Annotated in this window: 20 protein-coding genes; 10 read left to right on the top strand and 10 right to left on the bottom strand. The window is 64.4% G+C overall.

The annotated features are described in order from the left end of the window. Window positions 1-133 precede the first annotated feature (133 nt). Together AC1DGP_RS17425 and AC1DGP_RS17420 are read left to right on the top strand one after the other, a co-directional pair. Window positions 134-1000, top strand: a complete 867-nt coding sequence (locus AC1DGP_RS17425; protein ID WP_476832333.1) for an FkbM family methyltransferase — start codon at window positions 134-136, stop codon at window positions 998-1000. 69 nt (window positions 1001-1069) lie between these two features. After that, window positions 1070-2218, top strand: coding sequence for a glycosyltransferase (locus tag AC1DGP_RS17420; RefSeq protein WP_476775393.1), 1149 nt, complete (start codon window positions 1070-1072; stop codon window positions 2216-2218). Between the two features lie 55 nt (window positions 2219-2273). Here the strand turns inward: AC1DGP_RS17420 and AC1DGP_RS17415 are convergent, their stop codons facing one another. After that, window positions 2274-2474: a hypothetical protein gene (locus AC1DGP_RS17415; RefSeq protein WP_162768477.1), complete on the bottom strand. Its 201-nt coding sequence runs from the start codon at window positions 2472-2474 to the stop codon at window positions 2274-2276. Between the two features lie 335 nt (window positions 2475-2809). Between AC1DGP_RS17415 and parE the strand changes: the two genes are divergently transcribed. From parE to AC1DGP_RS17400, 3 genes are all read left to right on the top strand, one after another. After that, window positions 2810-4903, top strand: a complete 2094-nt coding sequence (gene parE, locus AC1DGP_RS17410; RefSeq protein ID WP_476775394.1) for a DNA topoisomerase IV subunit B — start codon at window positions 2810-2812, stop codon at window positions 4901-4903. Window positions 4904-5107: 204 nt separating this feature from the next. Further along, window positions 5108-6034, top strand: a complete 927-nt coding sequence (locus AC1DGP_RS17405; RefSeq protein ID WP_441491776.1) for a LysR family transcriptional regulator — start codon at window positions 5108-5110, stop codon at window positions 6032-6034. Between the two features lie 74 nt (window positions 6035-6108). Further along, window positions 6109-6372, top strand: coding sequence for a hypothetical protein (locus tag AC1DGP_RS17400; protein WP_441491777.1), 264 nt, complete (start codon window positions 6109-6111; stop codon window positions 6370-6372). Between the two features lie 3 nt (window positions 6373-6375). Here the strand turns inward: AC1DGP_RS17400 and AC1DGP_RS17395 are convergent, their stop codons facing one another. Next, complete coding sequence (locus AC1DGP_RS17395) at window positions 6376-7071, bottom strand: alpha/beta fold hydrolase (protein WP_441505572.1); 696 nt, start codon at window positions 7069-7071, stop codon at window positions 6376-6378. A gap of 162 nt (window positions 7072-7233) precedes the next feature. On the opposite strand from AC1DGP_RS17395, the gene AC1DGP_RS17390 reads away from it, so the two are divergent. Then, on the top strand, window positions 7234-8706 hold the full coding sequence (locus AC1DGP_RS17390; RefSeq protein WP_476832332.1) for a DEAD/DEAH box helicase: 1473 nt from the start codon (window positions 7234-7236) through the stop codon (window positions 8704-8706). A 186-nt stretch (window positions 8707-8892) separates the two neighbouring features. Continuing rightward, window positions 8893-9951: a GGDEF domain-containing protein gene (locus AC1DGP_RS17385; protein ID WP_441491780.1), complete on the top strand. Its 1059-nt coding sequence runs from the start codon at window positions 8893-8895 to the stop codon at window positions 9949-9951. Between the two features lie 17 nt (window positions 9952-9968). On the opposite strand, the gene AC1DGP_RS17380 is transcribed toward AC1DGP_RS17385, so the two are convergent. Next, on the bottom strand, window positions 9969-10364 hold the full coding sequence (locus AC1DGP_RS17380; RefSeq protein WP_441491781.1) for a HesB/IscA family protein: 396 nt from the start codon (window positions 10362-10364) through the stop codon (window positions 9969-9971). A 178-nt stretch (window positions 10365-10542) separates the two neighbouring features. On the opposite strand from AC1DGP_RS17380, the gene AC1DGP_RS17375 reads away from it, so the two are divergent. Together AC1DGP_RS17375 and AC1DGP_RS17370 are read left to right on the top strand one after the other, a co-directional pair. Beyond that, the gene (locus AC1DGP_RS17375; protein ID WP_441491782.1) at window positions 10543-11616 is read left to right on the top strand and encodes a malate/lactate/ureidoglycolate dehydrogenase; all 1074 of its coding nucleotides are present in this window, start codon (window positions 10543-10545) and stop codon (window positions 11614-11616) included. Window positions 11617-11651: 35 nt separating this feature from the next. Beyond that, window positions 11652-12014 carry an MmcQ/YjbR family DNA-binding protein gene (locus AC1DGP_RS17370; RefSeq protein ID WP_441491783.1) on the top strand — a complete coding sequence of 121 codons (363 nt, stop codon included), beginning with the start codon at window positions 11652-11654 and terminating at the stop codon, window positions 12012-12014. Window positions 12015-12212: 198 nt separating this feature from the next. On the opposite strand, the gene AC1DGP_RS17365 is transcribed toward AC1DGP_RS17370, so the two are convergent. Next, window positions 12213-13100 (bottom strand): PhzF family phenazine biosynthesis protein, encoded by an 888-nt coding sequence (locus tag AC1DGP_RS17365; RefSeq protein WP_441491784.1) that lies wholly within the window; start codon window positions 13098-13100, stop codon window positions 12213-12215. A gap of 81 nt (window positions 13101-13181) precedes the next feature. On the opposite strand from AC1DGP_RS17365, the gene AC1DGP_RS17360 reads away from it, so the two are divergent. Then, complete coding sequence (locus AC1DGP_RS17360) at window positions 13182-13484, top strand: ArsR/SmtB family transcription factor (RefSeq protein ID WP_441491785.1); 303 nt, start codon at window positions 13182-13184, stop codon at window positions 13482-13484. An 11-nt stretch (window positions 13485-13495) separates the two neighbouring features. On the opposite strand, the gene AC1DGP_RS17355 is transcribed toward AC1DGP_RS17360, so the two are convergent. Genes AC1DGP_RS17355 through sufC form a run of 6 tightly spaced genes read right to left on the bottom strand, consistent with a single transcriptional unit; the run spans window position 13496 to window position 18370 of the window. Beyond that, window positions 13496-14407: a protein-L-isoaspartate O-methyltransferase family protein gene (locus AC1DGP_RS17355; RefSeq protein WP_476832331.1), complete on the bottom strand. Its 912-nt coding sequence runs from the start codon at window positions 14405-14407 to the stop codon at window positions 13496-13498. 19 nt (window positions 14408-14426) lie between these two features. Next, on the bottom strand, window positions 14427-14810 hold the full coding sequence (locus AC1DGP_RS17350) for an SUF system Fe-S cluster assembly protein (protein ID WP_441491787.1): 384 nt from the start codon (window positions 14808-14810) through the stop codon (window positions 14427-14429). A 14-nt stretch (window positions 14811-14824) separates the two neighbouring features. Beyond that, window positions 14825-16063: a cysteine desulfurase gene (locus tag AC1DGP_RS17345; RefSeq protein ID WP_441491788.1), complete on the bottom strand. Its 1239-nt coding sequence runs from the start codon at window positions 16061-16063 to the stop codon at window positions 14825-14827. 2 nt (window positions 16064-16065) lie between these two features. Beyond that, the gene (locus tag AC1DGP_RS17340) at window positions 16066-16272 is read right to left on the bottom strand and encodes a tautomerase family protein (RefSeq protein ID WP_069880753.1); all 207 of its coding nucleotides are present in this window, start codon (window positions 16270-16272) and stop codon (window positions 16066-16068) included. Then, window positions 16272-17618 (bottom strand): Fe-S cluster assembly protein SufD, encoded by a 1347-nt coding sequence (sufD, locus tag AC1DGP_RS17335; RefSeq protein ID WP_441491789.1) that lies wholly within the window; start codon window positions 17616-17618, stop codon window positions 16272-16274. Before sufD ends, AC1DGP_RS17340 begins: the two co-directional genes overlap by 1 nt. Then, a complete protein-coding gene (gene sufC / locus AC1DGP_RS17330) occupies window positions 17618-18370 on the bottom strand; it encodes a Fe-S cluster assembly ATPase SufC (protein WP_441491790.1) in 753 nt (250 codons plus the stop codon). Before sufC ends, sufD begins: the two co-directional genes overlap by 1 nt. Window positions 18371-18414 lie beyond the last annotated feature (44 nt).

Genomic DNA, 18414 nt, shown 5'->3' with positions numbered 1-18414 from the left:
AAATGCACCGTGCATAACTCACGATGTCCGAGCGTAGGTGCGGCCGGGGACAGCGATGCACGGGCCCATTAAGCGTTCGGTAGAGGATTGGGGCTATGCGTCGCGATCCATGCCGTTAGGGGAGATTGCGGCGATGCTGCCGATCAAGGAAGGGCGTCTGACATATGCCGTTCAGCGCGCGCATGACCTTCTGATCAAGAAGCTCGTCCCGAGCAGCAGAAAACACCTTCCGCCCCATCCTCGGATTGCGGTGATCCCAACGGACTATCTCGGCATCTCGATCATTGGAAATGGGGTGTATGAACGTCGCGAGATCGCGTTCCTCAAAGCCCTCTTCAAAGAGAGGAACCTCGGCTCATGCATCTTCCTGGATATCGGCGCGAATATAGGAAATCATTCCATAAACTTCGCAGATTCGTTCGAGGAAGTGATATCGTTCGAACCCAATCCTCCTATCGCCTCGCTGTTGAAGACGAACGTCGTGCTTTCGCAAACGGGCAACATTCGCGTTCATGAAGTCGGCCTCGGCCAAGCAGATGCCGAGTTGAGGTTTTCCTTGCTTGAGCAGGGAAACGATGGGAGCGGCAGCTTCGCGTCTGGGCAGGGAGACCTTCTGCTGCCAGTCCGCCGGGGCGACGCATTCCTAGCTCAACGAGAGCCGGCAATTGCATCGGGTGCGAAGCGGGTCGGGTTTGTCAAATGCGACGTCGAGGGGTTCGAGGCAGATGTATTTGCGGGCCTACGGCAAACCTTCTCATCTCATCGCCCGATCGTTGCATTCGAGAGCAACGATAGCACCGCGGGCGAGGGAGCATGGGCCGAACTGAAGGCTGCTGGCTACGACACCCTGTACTCTCTGCGCGAAACTGGAGATCACCGGGGCAAGCTTGCTCAGGAGCTGAGCCGACTGACATTCGGCTATTCCTGCTGGCTCGAGGAAGTTGCCAAGGTTCCGATACGACGCTGCAATCTTGTGGCGAGCTTCGGTTCACTGATCTGAGGTTCAGCCCACGCAGCGCGCCGCCCAGGATAAGTTAACGCCGGTCAAGTGCTCGAATTCAGGACGCGTATGCCTGGCTCCCGTCTCTCTCCCACGCCCTCCGTGATCATCTTCGGCTCGGCCAAACCCGTCACCTGCGCGGTGATGGACTATGCGCGCCGACTTGCCAACGCCATCAACGCGCAGCGTCCCGGTTTTGCCACCCTTCACACGATAGAGCCCGACCAGCCCGCAGCCTTCGTCCGTGCCATCGCCGGGGCTCTGCGCGAGGACCGGATTGCACATTTTCAGCTTCCTGTCGAAGGCTGGGGGAACGCGATCCTGCCAGGTTCGGCGCTGATGCTGGCGCGGCTCTGGACGCGCAAGGGGGATACCGTCGCGACCTTGCACGAGTGGGCCTCGCTCAACCGGCTGCGCTACCTCTCGATCATCCCCGACATCCTCGCGACCGACGGCTTCATCTTCGTTTCGCAACAGCAGCGCGAGAGCTTTCTCAAGACCCCGCTGGTCGGGCCAAGGAGGAAGCTCGCTGCCCCGGTCATCCCTATCGGCCCGAACATCATGCCGGCCCAGATCGATCCGGAACGTGTCGTCGAGGAGCGGACGAAAGCACTGGGCAGCGGCACGATGCGAGCCGACATCGTCATCGGCTATTTCGGCGTGCTCTATGCGAGCAAGCGCCCGGACATGCTGCTGCGCGTCGTCAAGGCGCTGCACGAGCGTGGCATCAAGGCGCGGCTCCTAGTCTGTGGTGACTTCCTTTGGGACAAGCCCAGGGATCGCGAGGCCTTCTTTGCCCTCGCGCGCGAGCTCGGCATCATCGACTGGCTCGACTTTCGCGGCCGCATCGACGACGAGGGCGAGTTGATGGCAACGCTTTCGGCGGCTGATGTCTTCCTGCTGCCTTTCACCGACGGCATCAGCACGCGCCGCGGCAGCTTCCAAGCCGTCAGCCAGCTCGCGATCCCGCTGGTCTCGACCGAAGCCGAGCGTCGGGACGAGTTCGACCTGTCGCCCTCCCTGAAGACCAAGATCGATAGTCCAGCGACAGTGCTTTGCCGGGTCGATGCGGCGCCTGAAGAATTCGCCGACGCCATCATCGCCGCCCAGCTTCACAGGGCGGACGCGATTGGTGTCAATCTTTCCGCCTCATGGGATGAGGCGGCGCGGAGGCATCTCGCCTTCTACGACCGGCTGATCGCCGATCGTCGGGACTGACAGGCGACCGACGCTGCACTCCGCCCGCGTTTAAGCCTGTCGGTTGGCGTCCGCCTCAGCGCAAGGCGAGCGCCACGACGCCGATCAGCGCAACCGAGGCTGCGAGCCACCACAATTTGCGGCCCTGGCCGGCATCGATCGAGCGGGAGCCGGTCAGCAGCGCCATATCCTCGTAACCAAAGGATTCACCGGCAAGGCGCGCGGTGCGCTCGAGCCCGGCCATCTTCATCCCTGGAACCGACGAACGCGCGACCACGACAGCCTCCCAATTTCCCAAGTTTCCGACAGCTGCAGAGCCATTCGCAAGCTGGCGAATCTCGACCCCACCACTCTCGTTCGCGCCGGGTTAATGCGACATGAACCATCCGCCGCGACACCGTATGGCATGCTCGCGTGACACCGCTGCGACGCTCGCTCGGCTGAGGGTTCGGTGCACAGCAAGGGGTGGAGCGACGATTCTCCTGCTTGTTCGGAGCGATGTTCGTTATATGTCTGGGGAACAATCGTTGCGGCTGGCTTGAGTGCCGGCCCTGGCGACGTCCCGGATGCGCTATTCTATCAGCGCTGCGAATCAGGTGATCGGCGAACGAAATGACGGAGAATGGCGATCTTTTCGGTGAGGGCAGCGGCGAGCAGCCGCAGCGGGCGCCCGAGCCATCGCCGGTCAAGCGTGATGCGGCCGCCCCGAGCAAGCCTTCGCAGCAATCGGCCTCACCTTCCGTCCCGCGCAACGGCACCTTGTCCGAGGCCGGCTATACCGCGTCCGCCATCGAAGTCCTCGAGGGGCTCGAGCCGGTGCGCCGACGGCCAGGCATGTATATCGGCGGCACCGACGAACGCGCGCTGCATCATCTCTTCGCCGAGGTGATCGACAACGCGATGGACGAGGCGGTCGCCGGCCACGCAACCTTCATCGACGTCGAATTCTTCGAGGACGGTTCGCTGGCCGTCACCGACAACGGGCGCGGGATCCCGATCGATCCGCATCCGAAATTCCCGGACAAGTCGGCGCTCGAAGTCATCATGACAACGCTGCATGCCGGCGGAAAATTCGACTCCAAGGCCTATGAGACCTCGGGCGGCCTGCATGGCGTCGGCGTTTCCGTCGTCAATGCCCTGTCCGACCGGCTCGAGGTCGAAGTCGCGCGCGGCCAGATGCTTTATCGTCAGGTCTTTTCGCGCGGGGCCCCGCAGGGGCCGTTGGAAACCGTCGGACGCGTCGCCAACCGGCGCGGCACGAAGGTGCGTTTTCATCCCGACGCGCAGATCTTTGGCGAGGGGGCCCATTTCTCCCCTGCCCGCCTGTTCCGGATGGCACGCTCGAAGGCCTATCTTTTCGGTGGCGTGGAGATCCGCTGGCGCTGCGCTCCGGCGCTGCTGAAGCCGGAGGGTGACGTCGCCGCGGAGGCCGTCTTCCGCTTTCCCGGAGGCCTGCGCGACTATCTCGGCCGCGAGATCGAGGGCAAGGATCTGGTCGCCGAGCCGATCTTCTCCGGCAAGATCACACGGGATGGCGGCCACGGCTCGCTGGAATGGGCCGTGGCGTGGCTGGCGACCGGCGAAGACGGCTTCAGCTCGTCCTACTGCAACACCATTCCGACGCCCGAAGGCGGCACGCATGAGCAGGGCTTGCGCGTCGCGCTGCTGCGCGGCCTGCGTGACCATGCCGAGCGTATCGGTCAGTCGAAGCGCATGGCGCAAGTGACCTCCGACGACGTCATGGCGACCTGTGCCGCGATGCTGTCGGTCTTCATCCGCGAGCCTGAGTTCCAGGGCCAGACCAAGGACAAGCTTGCGACTCTGGAGGCCGCGCGCATCGTCGAGAACGCAGTGCGCGATGCTTTCGATCACTGGCTCGCCGCCGCGCCGCAGCAGGCACTGAAGCTGCTCGACTGGTCGGTCGACCGGGCCGAGGAACGCCAGCGCCGCCGGCTCGAGAAGGAAGTTTCGCGCAAGACCGCGACGCGCAAGCTTCGGCTGCCTGGAAAGCTAGCCGATTGCAGCAGCGCCGGCGCTGCAGGCTCCGAACTGTTCATCGTCGAGGGCGATTCCGCCGGCGGGTCAGCCAAACAGGCGCGCAACCGCGCGACGCAGGCGATCCTGCCGCTGCGCGGCAAGATCCTCAACGTTGCCAACGCGACCCGCGAGAAGCTGAACCAGAACCAGCAGCTTGCCGACCTGATCCTGGCACTGGGCTGCGGCATCGGCAGCCAGTTCCGCGAGGATGACCTGCGCTACGAGAAGGTCATCGTGATGACGGACGCCGATGTCGACGGCGCCCATATCGCTTCGCTGCTCGTCACCTTCTTCTGGCGCCAGACGCCGCGCCTGATCGAGAAGGGACATCTCTACCTTGCCGTGCCGCCGCTCTATCGGCTCCAGCATGGCGGCAAGAGCGTCTATGCCCGCAACGACGCCCATAAGGACGAGCTGATCGCGACCGTGTTCAAGGGCAAGAAGCCGGAGATCAGCCGGTTCAAGGGTCTGGGCGAGATGATGCCGGCGCAGCTCAAGGAAACCACGATGGACCCGGCCAAGCGCATCCTGCTCAAGGTGATGGTCGAGCACGAGGCGCGGGACGAGACCTCCGATACCGTCGAGCGGCTGATGGGCAACAAGCCGGAAGCCCGCTTCATCTTCATCCAGGAGCGCGCGGCCTTCGCCGGCGAACTGATCGACCTGTGAGGCCGGGGGCGCGGCCAGGATATTCGGGCGCGCGCTACCCTCGCATTTTTGTCGGTGAGACCATCAAAGTCGGCGGGCTGTCAGCCAGGTGTCCCGACGGCATCTTGCCGACATGCCCAACCGCAATCGCCCGCCCCCGAACACGCCGCATGATGATGCCGATGCCAGAACAGGCCCCCATGCTCAGCCATGGCCGATGATCGCATGGGGCAGCCTGCTTCCTCTCCACCTCGACGCCACGCGCTGGTTTCACCCAACTGGGACGACATCGCGATCTTCCACTCCGTCGCGGTCGGTGGGACGCTGGCCGTGGCAGCGGTCGCGCTCGGGCTGAGCGAGGCAACGGTAGCCCGTCGCCTCAAGAGTCTCGAGGCAGAGCTCGGCCTGCCGCTGTTCAGGCGCATGGCGAACCGGCTCGTTCTCACCGAGATCGGCGCAACTCTCGCCGGCGATGCCAGTGACATCGCCAATGCGGTGGAGCGCTTCAGCAACCGGACGCGTGCGGCACGCTCCGCCGATGATGCGCCTGTCCGGGTGACGGCGACGACCTCGATCAGCCTGTTCCTGACCATGCATGCGACGACGATTTCGGCCCAGGCGGGCGGCGTCGAGATCGGCATCATCAGCACGCGAGACCGGCTCGACCTGGCTCGCGGGGATGCCGATATTGCAATCCGGATGCGCCGCCCCCCGCAGGAGAGCGGCTATTTCAGCCAGAAGATCGGTCGACTGGTGCAGGCGCTCTATGCGCGCCGCGATGTCGATCCTCTGACGGCGCCCATCATTTCGGTCAGCCGTGACGTCTCCTCCCGTATCGAGGAGCACATCCTGAACTGGGCCAATGGGCGCCCGATCGCGGCCCGCGTCGGAGATTCAGCCGCGCGCTATGAGAGCATTCGCTCGGCGGGCGCCGTTTCGATGGCGCCGTGCTTCATGGCCGATTTCGACGACGCGCTGATCCGCCTCGCGCCGCCCCCGGACGAAACTGCCGACGAGATCTTTCTCGTCTCGCACGAGGTCCCCCGCCAGCGTCCGGCCGTGATGGCCGTGCTGCGGGCGCTGCAGACACTCTTTCGAGCAAACAGGACACGCTTGAATGGCATTCTGACGACCCCGGCAAGCATTCGCTAACCAAGCTTTTACTGGCGCGCGCGCAAAATGCTCATCAAGGGGCGGCATTGCGCCCCAACGATGCGGAGCGCCCCATGCGGGTCATCAAACTCTTCTTGAAAAACGAGCGCGGCAGCATGGTCGCGGATGTTGCCAAGGCTGGCGCGGCGATCGCCTTCCTTTCGGTCATCGCCGTCAATTTCGTTTCCACCCAGACGGCGCACCATCTCGACACAGAGCGCCTGAGCCAGGTCGCATCCGCAGCCTCCAAGGGCCAGATGATCGATCCGCTCGTCACCGGATCGATCCGCAAGAGCGCAAACGAAACCAGGCTCGACCCCTGCTCCGCTCCGCGCTGAGCGTCAGCCCAGCCAGCTCAGCAGCGCTTCTGTAACCGCCTGTGGCGCTTCCAGTGTCGAGAGATGGCCGCAATCGGGAATGGTGCGCAGCCGCGCATTGCCCCCGATTCCATCGGCGATCTCCCGGGCTTCCGCGACAGGCGTGATCTGGTCCTCCGCGCCAACCAGAATCATTGTCGGCACCGAGATGGCAGCAAGGCCCGGCCGAGAGTCCGGCCGCCCCATGATCGCTCTTTGCTGGCGAACAAACCCTTTTGCACCAATATCTTCTGCCATTTTCCGCACATCGAGGCGCAGTACCTCGTCGGTCAGGCGTTCCGGCGCCACGAGCTTTTGCCAGAGCAAAGTCGTGACATTGTCGAAGGCCCCTTTCTCGGCGAGAGCAATCATCTGCTCACGCGGCGCGTTGGTTTCCGGCGTCGCCGGCTTCGCGCTGGTGTCGAGCAGCGCCAGCCGCGTCACGCGCTCCGGCGCCCGGCGCATGATGTCCAAGGCGATATAGCCACCCATCGACAGACCGCAGAGCGCAAACCGCTCCGGGGCCGCCTCCAGCAGCCGAGCTGTGATGGCGGCCAGGCTATCGTCGCGGGCATGATCGGCGACGAGGACCGGCCGCCCTGGGGCAAGCGCCGGCCATTGCGGTCCATAGAGCGCCGCGGTGCAGCTCAACCCTGGAATCAGCACAAGCGGCTCGTTCATGGCAATCATACCTTCCGTTCTTGCCTAGTTTGTTGACTTTCCCGCGTTATTTCTGCATTGGACAGGGGTCCGAAGGCGCGCAGGAAAGAGAAGTCGCGCCACCGTCGCGGTTGATAGGTCGTCCCGCCACGTGTCACCGACCCTGAAGAAGCGCAACTCTCGATGTCTTTTGCCGAACTCGGCCTCAGCGATAAAGTTCTGACGGCGGTCACATCCGCAGGCTATTCCACGCCTACCCCCATCCAGGCTCAGGCCATTCCCCATGTGCTCGCGCGCCGCGATGTGCTCGGCATTGCGCAGACGGGCACGGGCAAGACCGCCGCCTTCACCTTGCCGATGCTCACCATTCTGGAGAATGGCCGGGCCAGGGCGCGGATGCCCCGCACGCTGATCCTGGAACCGACCCGCGAGCTTGCCGCGCAGGTCGAGGAGAATTTCTCGCGTTACGGCGTCAACCAGAAGCTCTCGGTCGCGCTGCTGATCGGCGGCGTCTCCTTCGGCGATCAGGACGCCAAGATCACCCGCGGCGTTGACGTACTGATCGCGACGCCTGGGCGCCTGCTCGATCACGTGGAGCGCGGCAAGTTGCTGCTGACCGGCGTCGAATTGCTAGTCATCGACGAAGCGGATCGCATGCTCGACATGGGCTTCATCCCCGACATCGAGCGCGTCTGCAAGCTTGTGCCTTTCACGAGGCAGACCCTGTTCTTCACGGCGACGATGCCGCCGGAAATCACTCGGATCAGCGAGCAGTTCCTGCATAATCCGGTGCGCATCGAGGCTTCGCGTCCCGCGACGGCAGCCACGACCATCACGCAGCGCCTGATCGCCTCCAATTCGCAGGACTATGAGAAGCGCGACACGCTGCGCAAGCTGATCCGCGACGCCAAGGACCTGCAGAACGCGATTGTCTTCTGTAACCGCAAGCGCGATGTCGCGACGCTCCATAAGTCCCTGCTGAAACATGGTTTCCCTGCCGTCGCGCTGCATGGCGACATGGACCAGTATGCCCGCATGGCCGCACTGGAATCCTTCCGTACCGGCGAGAATCCGATCCTGGTGGCGAGCGACGTCGCCGCCCGAGGGCTTGACATCCCGGCCGTCAGCCACGTCTTCAATTTCGACGTTCCGACCCATGCCGAGGACTATGTCCACCGCATCGGCCGCACCGGCCGGGCCGGCCGCCTCGGCGCAGCCTTCACGATCGTCACCCGTCACGACGACAAGCTTGTCGCCGCCGTCGAGAAGCTCACCGGCCAGCCGATTGCCTGGGAAGGCCCCGGCCTCAACGACCTGCCTCCCGGTGAACCGCGCGACGAGCGTCGCAGCCGCCGCGACGACAAGCGTTCGCCGCGTGGCGGTCGCGGGCGTCCCCTGCGGACCCCACGCGAGGAAGCCGCACCGTCGGAAGAGGCAGCGGTCGTGGAAGTCGCCGATCGTGCCCCTCAGGACACCCGCCGCCGTGGCGAGGACCGGCCGACCAAGACCCGCATTCGCMATGCCAGCGAGCAGCCTGCGCCAGCGCACTCGCGCCCACATGATCGGCGTCGGGACGAGGACGATCGCGAACCCAAGGTCAAGGGCCTGGGCGATCACGTCCCGGCCTTCCTGCTGAGGCCCGTCAAGGTCGGCTGACACCGCAGCATCAACGGTATCTTAACACCGTTCCTCCAATCTTAGTGAGTGGCTAGGGCTTCCCGCAGCCACCCTGCGGGGCGCGATTGCCGCCGTCATGACGGACAGAATGTCCCGCTTCGATTCACAATCGAGCCCGAGATGGCCGGTGTGGCCAGCGGGATCGGCTCCGGTCGGGCGATGACGATGAGCGAACAGACGCAGTCCTCCCAGTACACGTCCGACCTGCCCGACCGTGTCGTTGCGGCCATGCGCCAACATGGCTCTCCCGGCTATCCCCGCGCCTTCGAGGTCTGGTACGCACATCTGAGCGGCGAGATGCCCGCACTCAGCATGGTGATGAACGCGATCATCACCGGTAGCGAGGGTCAGGTCGGCGCTGCCGATATCGACAGCCTCTATGACCGCTTCATCAGCACCGAACGGCTCGCGCGCCAGGCCGAACGCACCAGCCTGCAGGTTCTCGGCGAGATCGACAGCCTGATGTCGCTGGTCGATCGCGCGCTGGATTCGAGCGAGCGCTATCACGGCCGCCTCAGCGCGATGTCGGACGAAGTCCCGCCCATGACCGACCGGCAGCGCTTGCGCGAATGGGTCGAAGCGCTGGTCATGTCGACCCGCGAAGAGGTGGTGCGCAAGACCCAGCTCGAGTCGCAATTGAAGGACAGCTCCAACGAGATCCGCCATCTTCGCGAGGCGCTGGAAACGACGCGGGCCGAGGCGCTGACCGATCCTCTGACCGGCCTCGCCAATCGCCGCCACTTCGAGGAGATGCTGCAGAAATCGATCGACCAGGCGACGCTGCAGCGCGAGCCCTTTGCGCTGGTCATGGCCGATATCGACTTCTTCAAGACCTTCAACGACGCACATGGCCATCTGACCGGCGATCAGGTGCTGCGCCTCGTCGCCCGCACCATGAAGGACAAATTCAAGGAGAAGGCGGTGATCTCGCGCTTCGGCGGCGAGGAATTTGCGATCATCCTGCCGGAAGCCGATATCGTCGCCGGCAAATTCGGTGCCGAGACGGTGCGCCAGGCGCTTCTCACCCGCGAGTTGATCAAGCGCTCGACCAACGAAAACCTCGGTCGGATCACCATCTCGCTGGGAGTCTCGGTCTATCGTCGAGGCGACACGGCCGGTTCACTGGTCGATCGCGCCGATCAGGCCTTGATGCAGGCCAAGCGTGACGGCCGCAACCGCACGATCACCGAAGAGGCGCTGGACACGACAAGCCGCGTGGCCTGACTCGCGCTATCCGGGGATCAGGAGCCGGTAAGCGCCGTTTCGGCGTGGGGCTTGATCTCGACCGATTCGCCGCAGCCACAGGCGGAAACCTGGTTCGGGTTGTTGAAGACGAAGGTCGAGGAGAAGCGGTCGCTCCTGAAATCCAGCTCGGTGCCGAGCAGAAAGAGCACAGCCTTGCCATCGACGACCACGGTCGCATCCTTCTCGGTGACGACCTCGTCGCCCTTATGCGCCTCACGGGCGACCTCGAAGGTGTACTCCATCCCCGCGCAGCCGCCCTTCTTGACGCCGACACGAAGGCCGAGCGCCGGCGCGTCCGGATTGTCGAGCGCCGATTGCGCCATGATCTCGCGGATACGCGTCGCAGCGGCGTCGGTCAGCGACACCACCTTCAGGCCCGGAATTGAAAACATCCTCGTCCCTCCTCGATCGGGTTCAAGGCCCGATGAAACAGGATTGCATGTCCTACATAAGGATCGGTAAGCGCAACGTCGAGGTGTTGCGGCGCAACGGCGCCATTTCATTGCGCGCATTGCATGACGGACCGGGGCATGCACTGTGACATTCTCACCAGAAGCGGCTCGAACACACATGACCTATCGCCTGCACCGCCCGGAATCGCTCCATGCCCTCGTCCGCGAGATGGTCACAAGGGCCGGCTGGACGGAGGCGCAGGCACAGGAGACGGCACACCATCTCGTGCTCGCCAATCTGAGCGGCCATGACAGCCATGGTGTCGGCATGATCCCGCTCTATTTCACCTCGCTGGCGGACGGGAACCTGAAACCGGACGCAGCGCCCGTCACGAAACTCGACAGCGCTCCCTTCCTGATCATCGACGGCCAGGTCGCGCTCGGGCAGCCCACCGCGCGCGAGGCGGTCGAACGCGCAGCCAAGATGGCGCAAGACGGTGGCGTCGCCATCGTCAATCTGCTGGACGCGCACCATATCGGCCGCATCGGCCACTATGCCGAGATCGCCGCGGAAGCCGGGCTGATCTCGTTCTTCTGGGTGAATGTCGCCGGCCGCCCGCCGATCGTCGCGCCCTATGCCGCCAAGGAAGCCCGTTTCGGCACCAATCCGCACGCCATCGGCATTCCCGTGCCTGATGGTCAGCCGATCATCCTGGATTTCGCCACCAGCCGCATGGCGCATGGCAAGGCTCGCGTCGCGCTGAACAAGGGCGTTGAGGTGCCTCCGGGCTACATCATCGATGGCGAGGGCAGGCCAACGACCGATCCCTCCCATGTCTTCCAGCACGCCATTCCGGACCTGCCGCTCGGCGCGTTGCTGCCCTTCGGCGATCACAAGGGCGCCGGCCTGTCGCTGATTGCCGAACTGCTCTCAGCCGGACTGATGGGCGCTGCCCGTATCGACGAAAAGCCACAGAGGAGCTGGATCATCAATTCGCTGTTCGGCGTGCTGATCGACCCGTCGCGGCTGGAGCCGGACGCCGCGCTCCGCAAGAGCCGGACCGAGAGCTATCTCGCGTTTGTTCGCGCCGCGAAGCCGCAGGACCCGGCCAATCCCGTGCTGGCGCCGGGCGACAAGGAGCGCGCGGTCCGCGCCGAGCGCGCTCGCGCCGGCATTCCCCTTGACGATGAGACCTGGTCGCAGATCAAGGGGGCAGCGGCGCGCTACGGGATTGATGCAGAGCAGTACTGAGCGCTCAGGCTCGCAATGGGAGCACGGGGGCGCCAATGACGCTTGATGACTACAACGCGTTCTGCGCCTCGTTGCCAGCGACGAGCCATGTCGTGCAATGGGGCGGCGCCCATGTCTGGAAGGTCGGCGGCAAGGTTTTTGCCATTGCCGGCTGGAGCGGCGGCAAGCCGCTGGCCGTCACCTTCAAATGCTCGGATATGGCCTACACCATCCTCCAGGAGCAGCCCGGCCTGCGGCCTGCCCCCTATCTCGCCTCACGGGGAATGACCTGGATCCAGCGGCAATCCGATGAGAGCATGGCCGACGATGCGCTTCGGGATTATCTCCGCGAAAGCCATCGTCTGATTGCGCTCAAACTGACAAAGACGCTGCGCCAGCAATTGGGGTTGAACGGCTAAAGTATCGGCCCGAAAAGTGGATTGCGGTTTTCGGGAAAGCCGATGCAAAGACAAAGGGTTAGATCATCGGACTGGATACGATATCCGGTCCGATGATCTAAGGCGTCGGCCCCAAACGTGGATCGTGATTTTCGGAAAAGCCGACGCGAACACAGGAGATGAGGCCATCGGACCGGATACGAGATCCGGTCCGATGATCTAAAGCTGCGCCTCGCCGCGCAGCACCGGTACGCATCCGCCGCCGACGGTCGCGCGGATGCCGTCCTCACTGCGCCGCGCCGTCAATTGCAGCAGACTCGGGCGCCCCATCTCGACGCCCTGGGTGAGTTCGAAGCGTGCACTCTCGCCATCACCAAGCGATAGCAGCAACGCTGCCAGCGTGGCACTCGCCGAACCCGTTGCCGGGTCCTCCCATGTACCGGCCAATGGCGCAAACATGCGGGCGCGGATGCTCTGCCCATTACGCACATAGAGGAAGAGCGATAACCGCTTCTCCAGCTCCGGGTGCGCTGCTTCAAGCGCCCGGAACGATGCGAGATCGGGAACGGCCCGTGACAGAGCCTCCGCCTTCACTTCGGTCAGCACGAAGCGCACGCCGACCGAGGCTTGGAGCGGCTGGTGCGACACGACCACCACATCCGAGGGGTTCAGACCGGCACAGGCGGCAATCCCGGCAACGGGGAGCGTGATGCCTGTCGAGAGCGGCTGCGGCGCAGCGATCGTGGCGCCCGTCACCGTGCCATTGGGATCTCGCTCAACCTTCACCTCGACGAGGCCCGCGATTTCCTCGAAAAGAAGCACGCCATCGCGGTCGTGGCCATGCCGCGCCAGCACACAGGCCGTACCCACGTTGGGATGGCCCGCAAAGGGCATTTCGCCGGTGCGGTGGAAGATGCGGACACGTGCGGTATGAGCCAGATCGTCTGGCGGCAGCACGAAGGTCGTCTCGCTGAGATTCATCTCCGCGGCCAAGGACTGCATCTGCGCGTCCGACATGCCGCGCGCATCGGTGAAGACGGCCAGCGGATTTCCGCCAAAGCGACGGTCCGTGAAGACATCGACGGTTTCGAAGGGGTAGGACGGCATGGCGGCTCCGATCGACGCTGGAATCCGATGGCTCAGAGGGATTCCTCTTGCCATGAATTAGGGATTTGGCAAAGTGCCAGAATGAACCCGGCTGACCTGTTCCGCGCGCTCGCCAATGAGCGCCGCCTCCAGATCCTGGATTGGCTGAAGGATCCGCGCGCGCATTTTCCGCCACAGGTCGACGGAGATCTGGTCGAGGATGGGGTTTGCGGGGTCTTCATCGCCGAGAAGCTCGGTATCAGCCAGCCGACGCTGAGCGAACACATGAAGGTTCTCGTGCGGGCACGGCTGGTGACGCCGAGGCGGATCAGGCAATGGACCTTCTACCGGCGCAATGAGGAGCGCATCTGCGCTGCCAAGGCAGCGATGCTCGCAGAGCTTTAGCTCGGCGGAGATCAGTGCTCCTTCGTGGCGGTGTCGTAGCTCAGGCTCCAGCCATTGCCCTGCAGCCAGAGCCGCGCAGAGGATTTTTCGTCGCCGCGCCTGAGGCTGCGCACGAATTCCGCATCTCCGCCGCCAAAGGCCGCCCACAGGGCCGCCTGCTCGGCCGGCGTCCCGGCAAGGGCGCCTTCAGCGCAGACGAAGGATGCCATTCCGAGCCAGGAGACGCTGAAGCCCTCGCCCTGAGGTTCAACCAGATAGCCCGCACCGCGAAAGGAATGTCGCCCTCTCCTGCCCCTTGCATCGACCGGCCCGGGCACGCCAAGCGGAAAGATCAGCCGGCCACCGGGCGCGAGGCGATCGAGCCATGCCTCGGCAGGGCGGGCGGCGGCGAAATTGACGTAGATGCAATCGACCGGCTCGCGCGGCCATTCGGCGCCGTCGCCCTTGACGACCGTGACCGAGGGCTGGTCCGACAGATTGGCGGCGGCACGCTCGGCCAAGACCGGATCGTACTCGACCGCCAGCACCTGTCCCGCGGGGCCGACAAGCTGCGCCAGGATTGCCGTATAATATCCGGTGCCAGCACCGATATGGACGACGCGCTCGCCCGCACGCGGCCTCAGCGCATTCAGCCAATGGGCATGCAGGCTTGGGCTGCCGTTGTTGACGCCGCGCTCCGGCGCCAAGGCGATCAGGACATCCTGATAGACGACGGTCGGATCACTGGATGTCAGGATCGCATAGCTGCCGCCGCGCGACATATGCCATGGCGGCGGGCCGATGAAGCACTCGCGCGCGACTGCCGCAAAGGCGCTCTCGAGCGCAGGATTATCGGCGACGCCGACGCTGGCGAGCATCTGCCGGGCATATGCGCGCCGCGCGATCGCGAGCTCCCGCTCGTTCGTCCTGCGCTGTCCCCGCACGGAAGCCCGCCTGCCCTTGTCACCACATGTCGAGCGCTACTCTGGCCTCGTCCGACATCCGGGACTGGTCCCAGGGCGGATCGAAGGTCATGCTCACCGTCACCGCAGCGACGCCGGGCACGGCGCTCACCGCGTTCTCGACCCAGCCGGGCATCTCGCCGGCAACCGGGCACCCTGGCGCGGTCAGAGTCATGTCGATCGCGACCTGGCGGTCATCGGCGATATCGACCCGGTAGATCAGGCCGAGCTCATAGATGTCAGCCGGAATCTCCGGATCGTAGACCGTCTTCAGCGCTGCAACGATATCGTCGGTGAGACGATCGATCTCCTCCGGCGGCAGGCCCGAGCTCGCGCCCATGCTGGGGGCGTTCGGCTTCAGCTCTTCGGTGGCGCTCTCACTCATCACAACAATCCCGTTCAGGCGAAAAGGCTCTCGGCCTTCCGCAACGCCTCGACCAGATGGTCGACTTCTTCCAGCGTATTGTAGAGGCCGAAAGAAGCCCTGCAGGTCGACGTCACTCCATATCGGGCCAGAAGCGGCATCGCGCAATGGGTACCGGCCCTGACTGCGACACCTGCGCGGTCGATCACGGTCGCAACGTCATGCGCATGCGCGCCCTTCAACTCGAAGGAGACGATCGCACCCTTGTTCGCAGCCCTGCCGAATATCCGGATCGAGTTCATCTCGCCGAGCCGCTGCATGGCATAGCTGGTGAGCTTGGCCTCGTGGGCGGCGATATTCTCGCGCCCCAGCGCCATCATGTAGTCGAGCGCGGCACCAAGCCCCACGGCCTCGACGATCGCCGGCGTCCCCGCCTCGAAGCGATGCGGAGGGTCGTTATAGGTGATCGCGTCCTCGCTGACGGTGACGATCATCTCGCCGCCGCCCTCATAGGGGGGCAGCTTTTCCAGCCATTCGCGCTTGCCCCAGAGGACGCCGGAGCCAGTCGGTCCATAGGTCTTGTGGCCGGTGAAGCAGTAGAAATCGCAGCCGAGGGTCTGCACGTCGACCGGCAGATGCACCGCGCTCTGGCTGCCATCCACGACCAGCGGAATCCGATAGGCCTGACAGATGGCAGCAACCTCGGCGATCGGAACGATCGTGCCGATCGCATTCGACATATGGGTCAGTGCCACGATCTTGGTGCGCGGCGAGATCAGCTTCTCGAATTCCTCGATGAGGAAATTGCCGTCCTCGTCGATCGGCGCCCATTTGATCACCGCCCCATGCCGCTCGCGCCAATAGTGCCAGGGCACGATGTTGGAATGGTGCTCCAGGATCGAGAGAATGATCTCGTCGCCCTCCTGGATGCCGAGATGGCGCCCGAGAGACGAGGCAACGAGATTCAGCGCGCCGGTCGAGGACCGGGTGAAGATGATCTCTTCGAGATGGGCGGCATTGAGGAAGCGGCGCGCGCTTTCGCGCGCCGCCTCATAGGCCTCAGTCGACGCGTTGGCGAGGTAGTGCAGCCCGCGATGGACATTGGCATAGTCCTCGCGCATCAGCCGGCTCATCGCATCGATGACGACATTCGGCTTTTGCGCCGAGGCCGCATTGTCGAGATAGACCAGCGGCTTGCCGTAGACCTCCCGGCTCAGGATCGGGAAATCCCGGCGGATCGCCGCAACGTCATAAGGCTTCACCGGCGCATTCATGGTCAGGCCTTTCCAGGATTGCTTGGCCTGTCGGCGACGAGCACGCCGGCATGGCCCCAGTCCTCGCGCTCGATCTCCTGGATCACGATATGGGTGTTGTCCGGGTTCTTGCCGAGCACGCGGACAAGGGTCTGCGTGAACTCCTTGACGATCTCGGCCTTCTGTTCACGGGTCGCACCCTTGGTGATCTGGAGATTGACGTATGGCATCAGGCTGCCTTCTCGGCTGTGTGCTCGCGGTTGGCGAGCCAACCTTCGACTTCGCCCATGATCAGGTCGCGCAACGCCTCGTCGGCAACGAACTCGACCGCCTCGCCGGCAAAGGCCTGCAGAACCAGCGCCTCGGCCTGAGGCCGCGGCAGGCCGCGCGCCATCAGATAGAACAGCTGCTCGCCATCGATCTGCGCCACGGTGGCGCCATGGCCGCAGACCACGTCGTCGGCGAAGATCTCGAGCTCGGGCTTGTTGAACATGGTCGCGCCGTCGTTCAGGAGCAGCGCATTGCTCTTCATGCTGCCATCGGTCTTCTGCGCATGCTGACGCACGATGACCTTGCCCTGGAAGACGCCGGTGCCTTCGCCGCCAATGATCGACTTGAACAGCTCGCGGCTGGTGCCGTGAGGGACTTCATGGTCGACCACGAGCGTGACGTCGGAATGCTCCTGGCCACCGAGCAGGTTGACGCCGCGTAGCCCGACCTCAGTGTGCTCTCCGGCATAACGCACGAAATGCTGCTGACGCACCGTGCCCGCATTGCAGATCAACGCGAAGGAGTCGAACCTGGCATGGGCGCCAACAGTCGCGAGCAGACTCAGCACCTGCACTGTCTCGGCCGGCTGGCGCGTCACGAGCCGGATGTGCTGGATCTCGCTTTCGTCGCCGGCTTCGAAGACGATCGCCGTGTTGATTTGCGCAGCTTTCGCCCCGGCGCTCTCGCTGATCTCGACGATCGAGCCCTTGACGCCCTTGCCGGCAAGCACGACCGAGCGGCTGAAGATCGCCTGCTCGTCTTCGCCGGAGGCGAGCGAGATGATCGCGATCGGCGCCGCGAGTTCGGTGCCTTCCGCGATCTCGACCAGGACACCGTCACGCATCAACGCCGTGTTGAGCATCAGGCCGGTATCGCCTTCCGCGACGGCGGGACCGGAGAGGATCCGCGTCAGATCCTCGCGCGGCGAAACCAGCGCGTCGGCCAGGGCATGAACCGTGACGCCCTCGGGCAAGGCAGCGAGGCCCGAAAGCTCGGCATTGAAGGCGCCGTCGATCAGGACGAGCCTGAGACCGTCCAGCTTCAGCGTGGAAAGACGGTCGCGCACGGCCTGGGTTGCAGCATTGCCGCCGGCGAGAGGCTTCGCCTCGCGCAGCATCATGCGCAGATCCGTATAGCGCCAGGCTTCGAGGCGGCGATGCGGCAGGCCCTTGGCCTCGAAGCCGGCGAAGGCATCTTCGCGCAGCTTGCGAACCGGCCCGGCTCCCGGCAGCTCAGCCTTCACATTGGCGAACTGCTGGGCGAGGACCTGCTCGGCCGCGGTCTTCAGCGGGGTGACGATGGCCATCAGGCGGCCTCCCCATAGGCTGCGTAACCGCTCTTCTCGAGCTCCAGGGCCAGTTCCTTGCCGCCGGTGCGGACGATGCGGCCCCTGGCCATGACATGCACGGTGTCGGGCACGATGTGCTCGAGCAGGCGCTGGTAGTGGGTGATCACCAGGAAGCCGCGGCTCTTGTCGCGCAAGGCATTGACGCCTTCGGCAACGATGCGCAGCGCGTCGATGTCTAGGCCGGAATCGGTCTCGTCAAGGATGCACATGGAGGGCGCGAGCAGCGCCATCTGCAGGATCTCCATGCGCTTCTTCTCACCGCCGGAGAAGCCGACATTGAGCGGGCGGCGCAGCATTTCGCGATTGATGCCAAGGCCATCAGCTGCAGCGTTGACGCGCTTGATGAAGTCTGGCGTCAGCAGTTCGTCCTCGCCGCGAGCCCTGCGCTGCGCGTTCATCGCCGCCTTCAGGAAGGTCATGGTGGCGACGCCGGGGATCTCCAGCGGATACTGGAAGGCCAGGAAGATGCCGGCGGCGGCGCGGGCATCGGCCTCCATCTCCAGCACGTTCTCGCCATTCAGCAGGATCTCGCCGTCGAGGACCTCATAGTCCTCCTTGCCGGCGATGACATAGGACAGGGTCGACTTGCCGGAGCCGTTCGGCCCCATGATGGCAGCGACTTCGCCGTCATTCACGGTGAGGTTCAGGCCGTTCAGGATCTGGGTGTCCTCGTCGGCGATCTTGACGGTCAGGTTGCGGATTTCGAGCATTGGTCAGAGTTCCGGTTTCTGCCGCGTCGCGCTCGGTCTTGTGC

The organism is Allobosea sp. 05T433, from assembly GCF_056396065.1.
This window is presented reverse-complemented; position numbering and strand designations above follow the sequence as displayed.

Bases quoted from the DNA above. Each gene is read 5' to 3' on its own strand.
- AC1DGP_RS17375 (WP_441491782.1), top strand. From the start codon at position 10,543: ATGACCTATCGCCTGCACCGCCCGGAATCGCTCCATGCCCTCGTCCGC.
- AC1DGP_RS17425 (WP_476832333.1), top strand. From the start codon at position 134: ATGCTGCCGATCAAGGAAGGGCGTCTGACATATGCCGTTCAGCGCGCG.
- AC1DGP_RS17340 (WP_069880753.1), bottom strand. From the start codon at position 16,272: ATGCCATACGTCAATCTCCAGATCACCAAGGGTGCGACCCGTGAACAG.
- AC1DGP_RS17400 (WP_441491777.1), top strand. From the start codon at position 6,109: ATGCGGGTCATCAAACTCTTCTTGAAAAACGAGCGCGGCAGCATGGTC.
- AC1DGP_RS17360 (WP_441491785.1), top strand. From the start codon at position 13,182: ATGAACCCGGCTGACCTGTTCCGCGCGCTCGCCAATGAGCGCCGCCTC.
- AC1DGP_RS17345 (WP_441491788.1), bottom strand. From the start codon at position 16,063: ATGAATGCGCCGGTGAAGCCTTATGACGTTGCGGCGATCCGCCGGGAT.
- AC1DGP_RS17380 (WP_441491781.1), bottom strand. From the start codon at position 10,364: ATGTTTTCAATTCCGGGCCTGAAGGTGGTGTCGCTGACCGACGCCGCT.
- AC1DGP_RS17420 (WP_476775393.1), top strand. From the start codon at position 1,070: ATGCCTGGCTCCCGTCTCTCTCCCACGCCCTCCGTGATCATCTTCGGC.
- AC1DGP_RS17350 (WP_441491787.1), bottom strand. From the start codon at position 14,810: ATGAGTGAGAGCGCCACCGAAGAGCTGAAGCCGAACGCCCCCAGCATG.
- AC1DGP_RS17385 (WP_441491780.1), top strand. From the start codon at position 8,893: ATGAGCGAACAGACGCAGTCCTCCCAGTACACGTCCGACCTGCCCGAC.
- AC1DGP_RS17365 (WP_441491784.1), bottom strand. From the start codon at position 13,100: ATGCCGTCCTACCCCTTCGAAACCGTCGATGTCTTCACGGACCGTCGC.
- AC1DGP_RS17405 (WP_441491776.1), top strand. From the start codon at position 5,108: ATGGGGCAGCCTGCTTCCTCTCCACCTCGACGCCACGCGCTGGTTTCA.
- parE (WP_476775394.1), top strand. From the start codon at position 2,810: ATGACGGAGAATGGCGATCTTTTCGGTGAGGGCAGCGGCGAGCAGCCG.
- sufD (WP_441491789.1), bottom strand. From the start codon at position 17,618: ATGGCCATCGTCACCCCGCTGAAGACCGCGGCCGAGCAGGTCCTCGCC.
- AC1DGP_RS17370 (WP_441491783.1), top strand. From the start codon at position 11,652: ATGACGCTTGATGACTACAACGCGTTCTGCGCCTCGTTGCCAGCGACG.
- AC1DGP_RS17395 (WP_441505572.1), bottom strand. From the start codon at position 7,071: ATGAACGAGCCGCTTGTGCTGATTCCAGGGTTGAGCTGCACCGCGGCG.
- sufC (WP_441491790.1), bottom strand. From the start codon at position 18,370: ATGCTCGAAATCCGCAACCTGACCGTCAAGATCGCCGACGAGGACACC.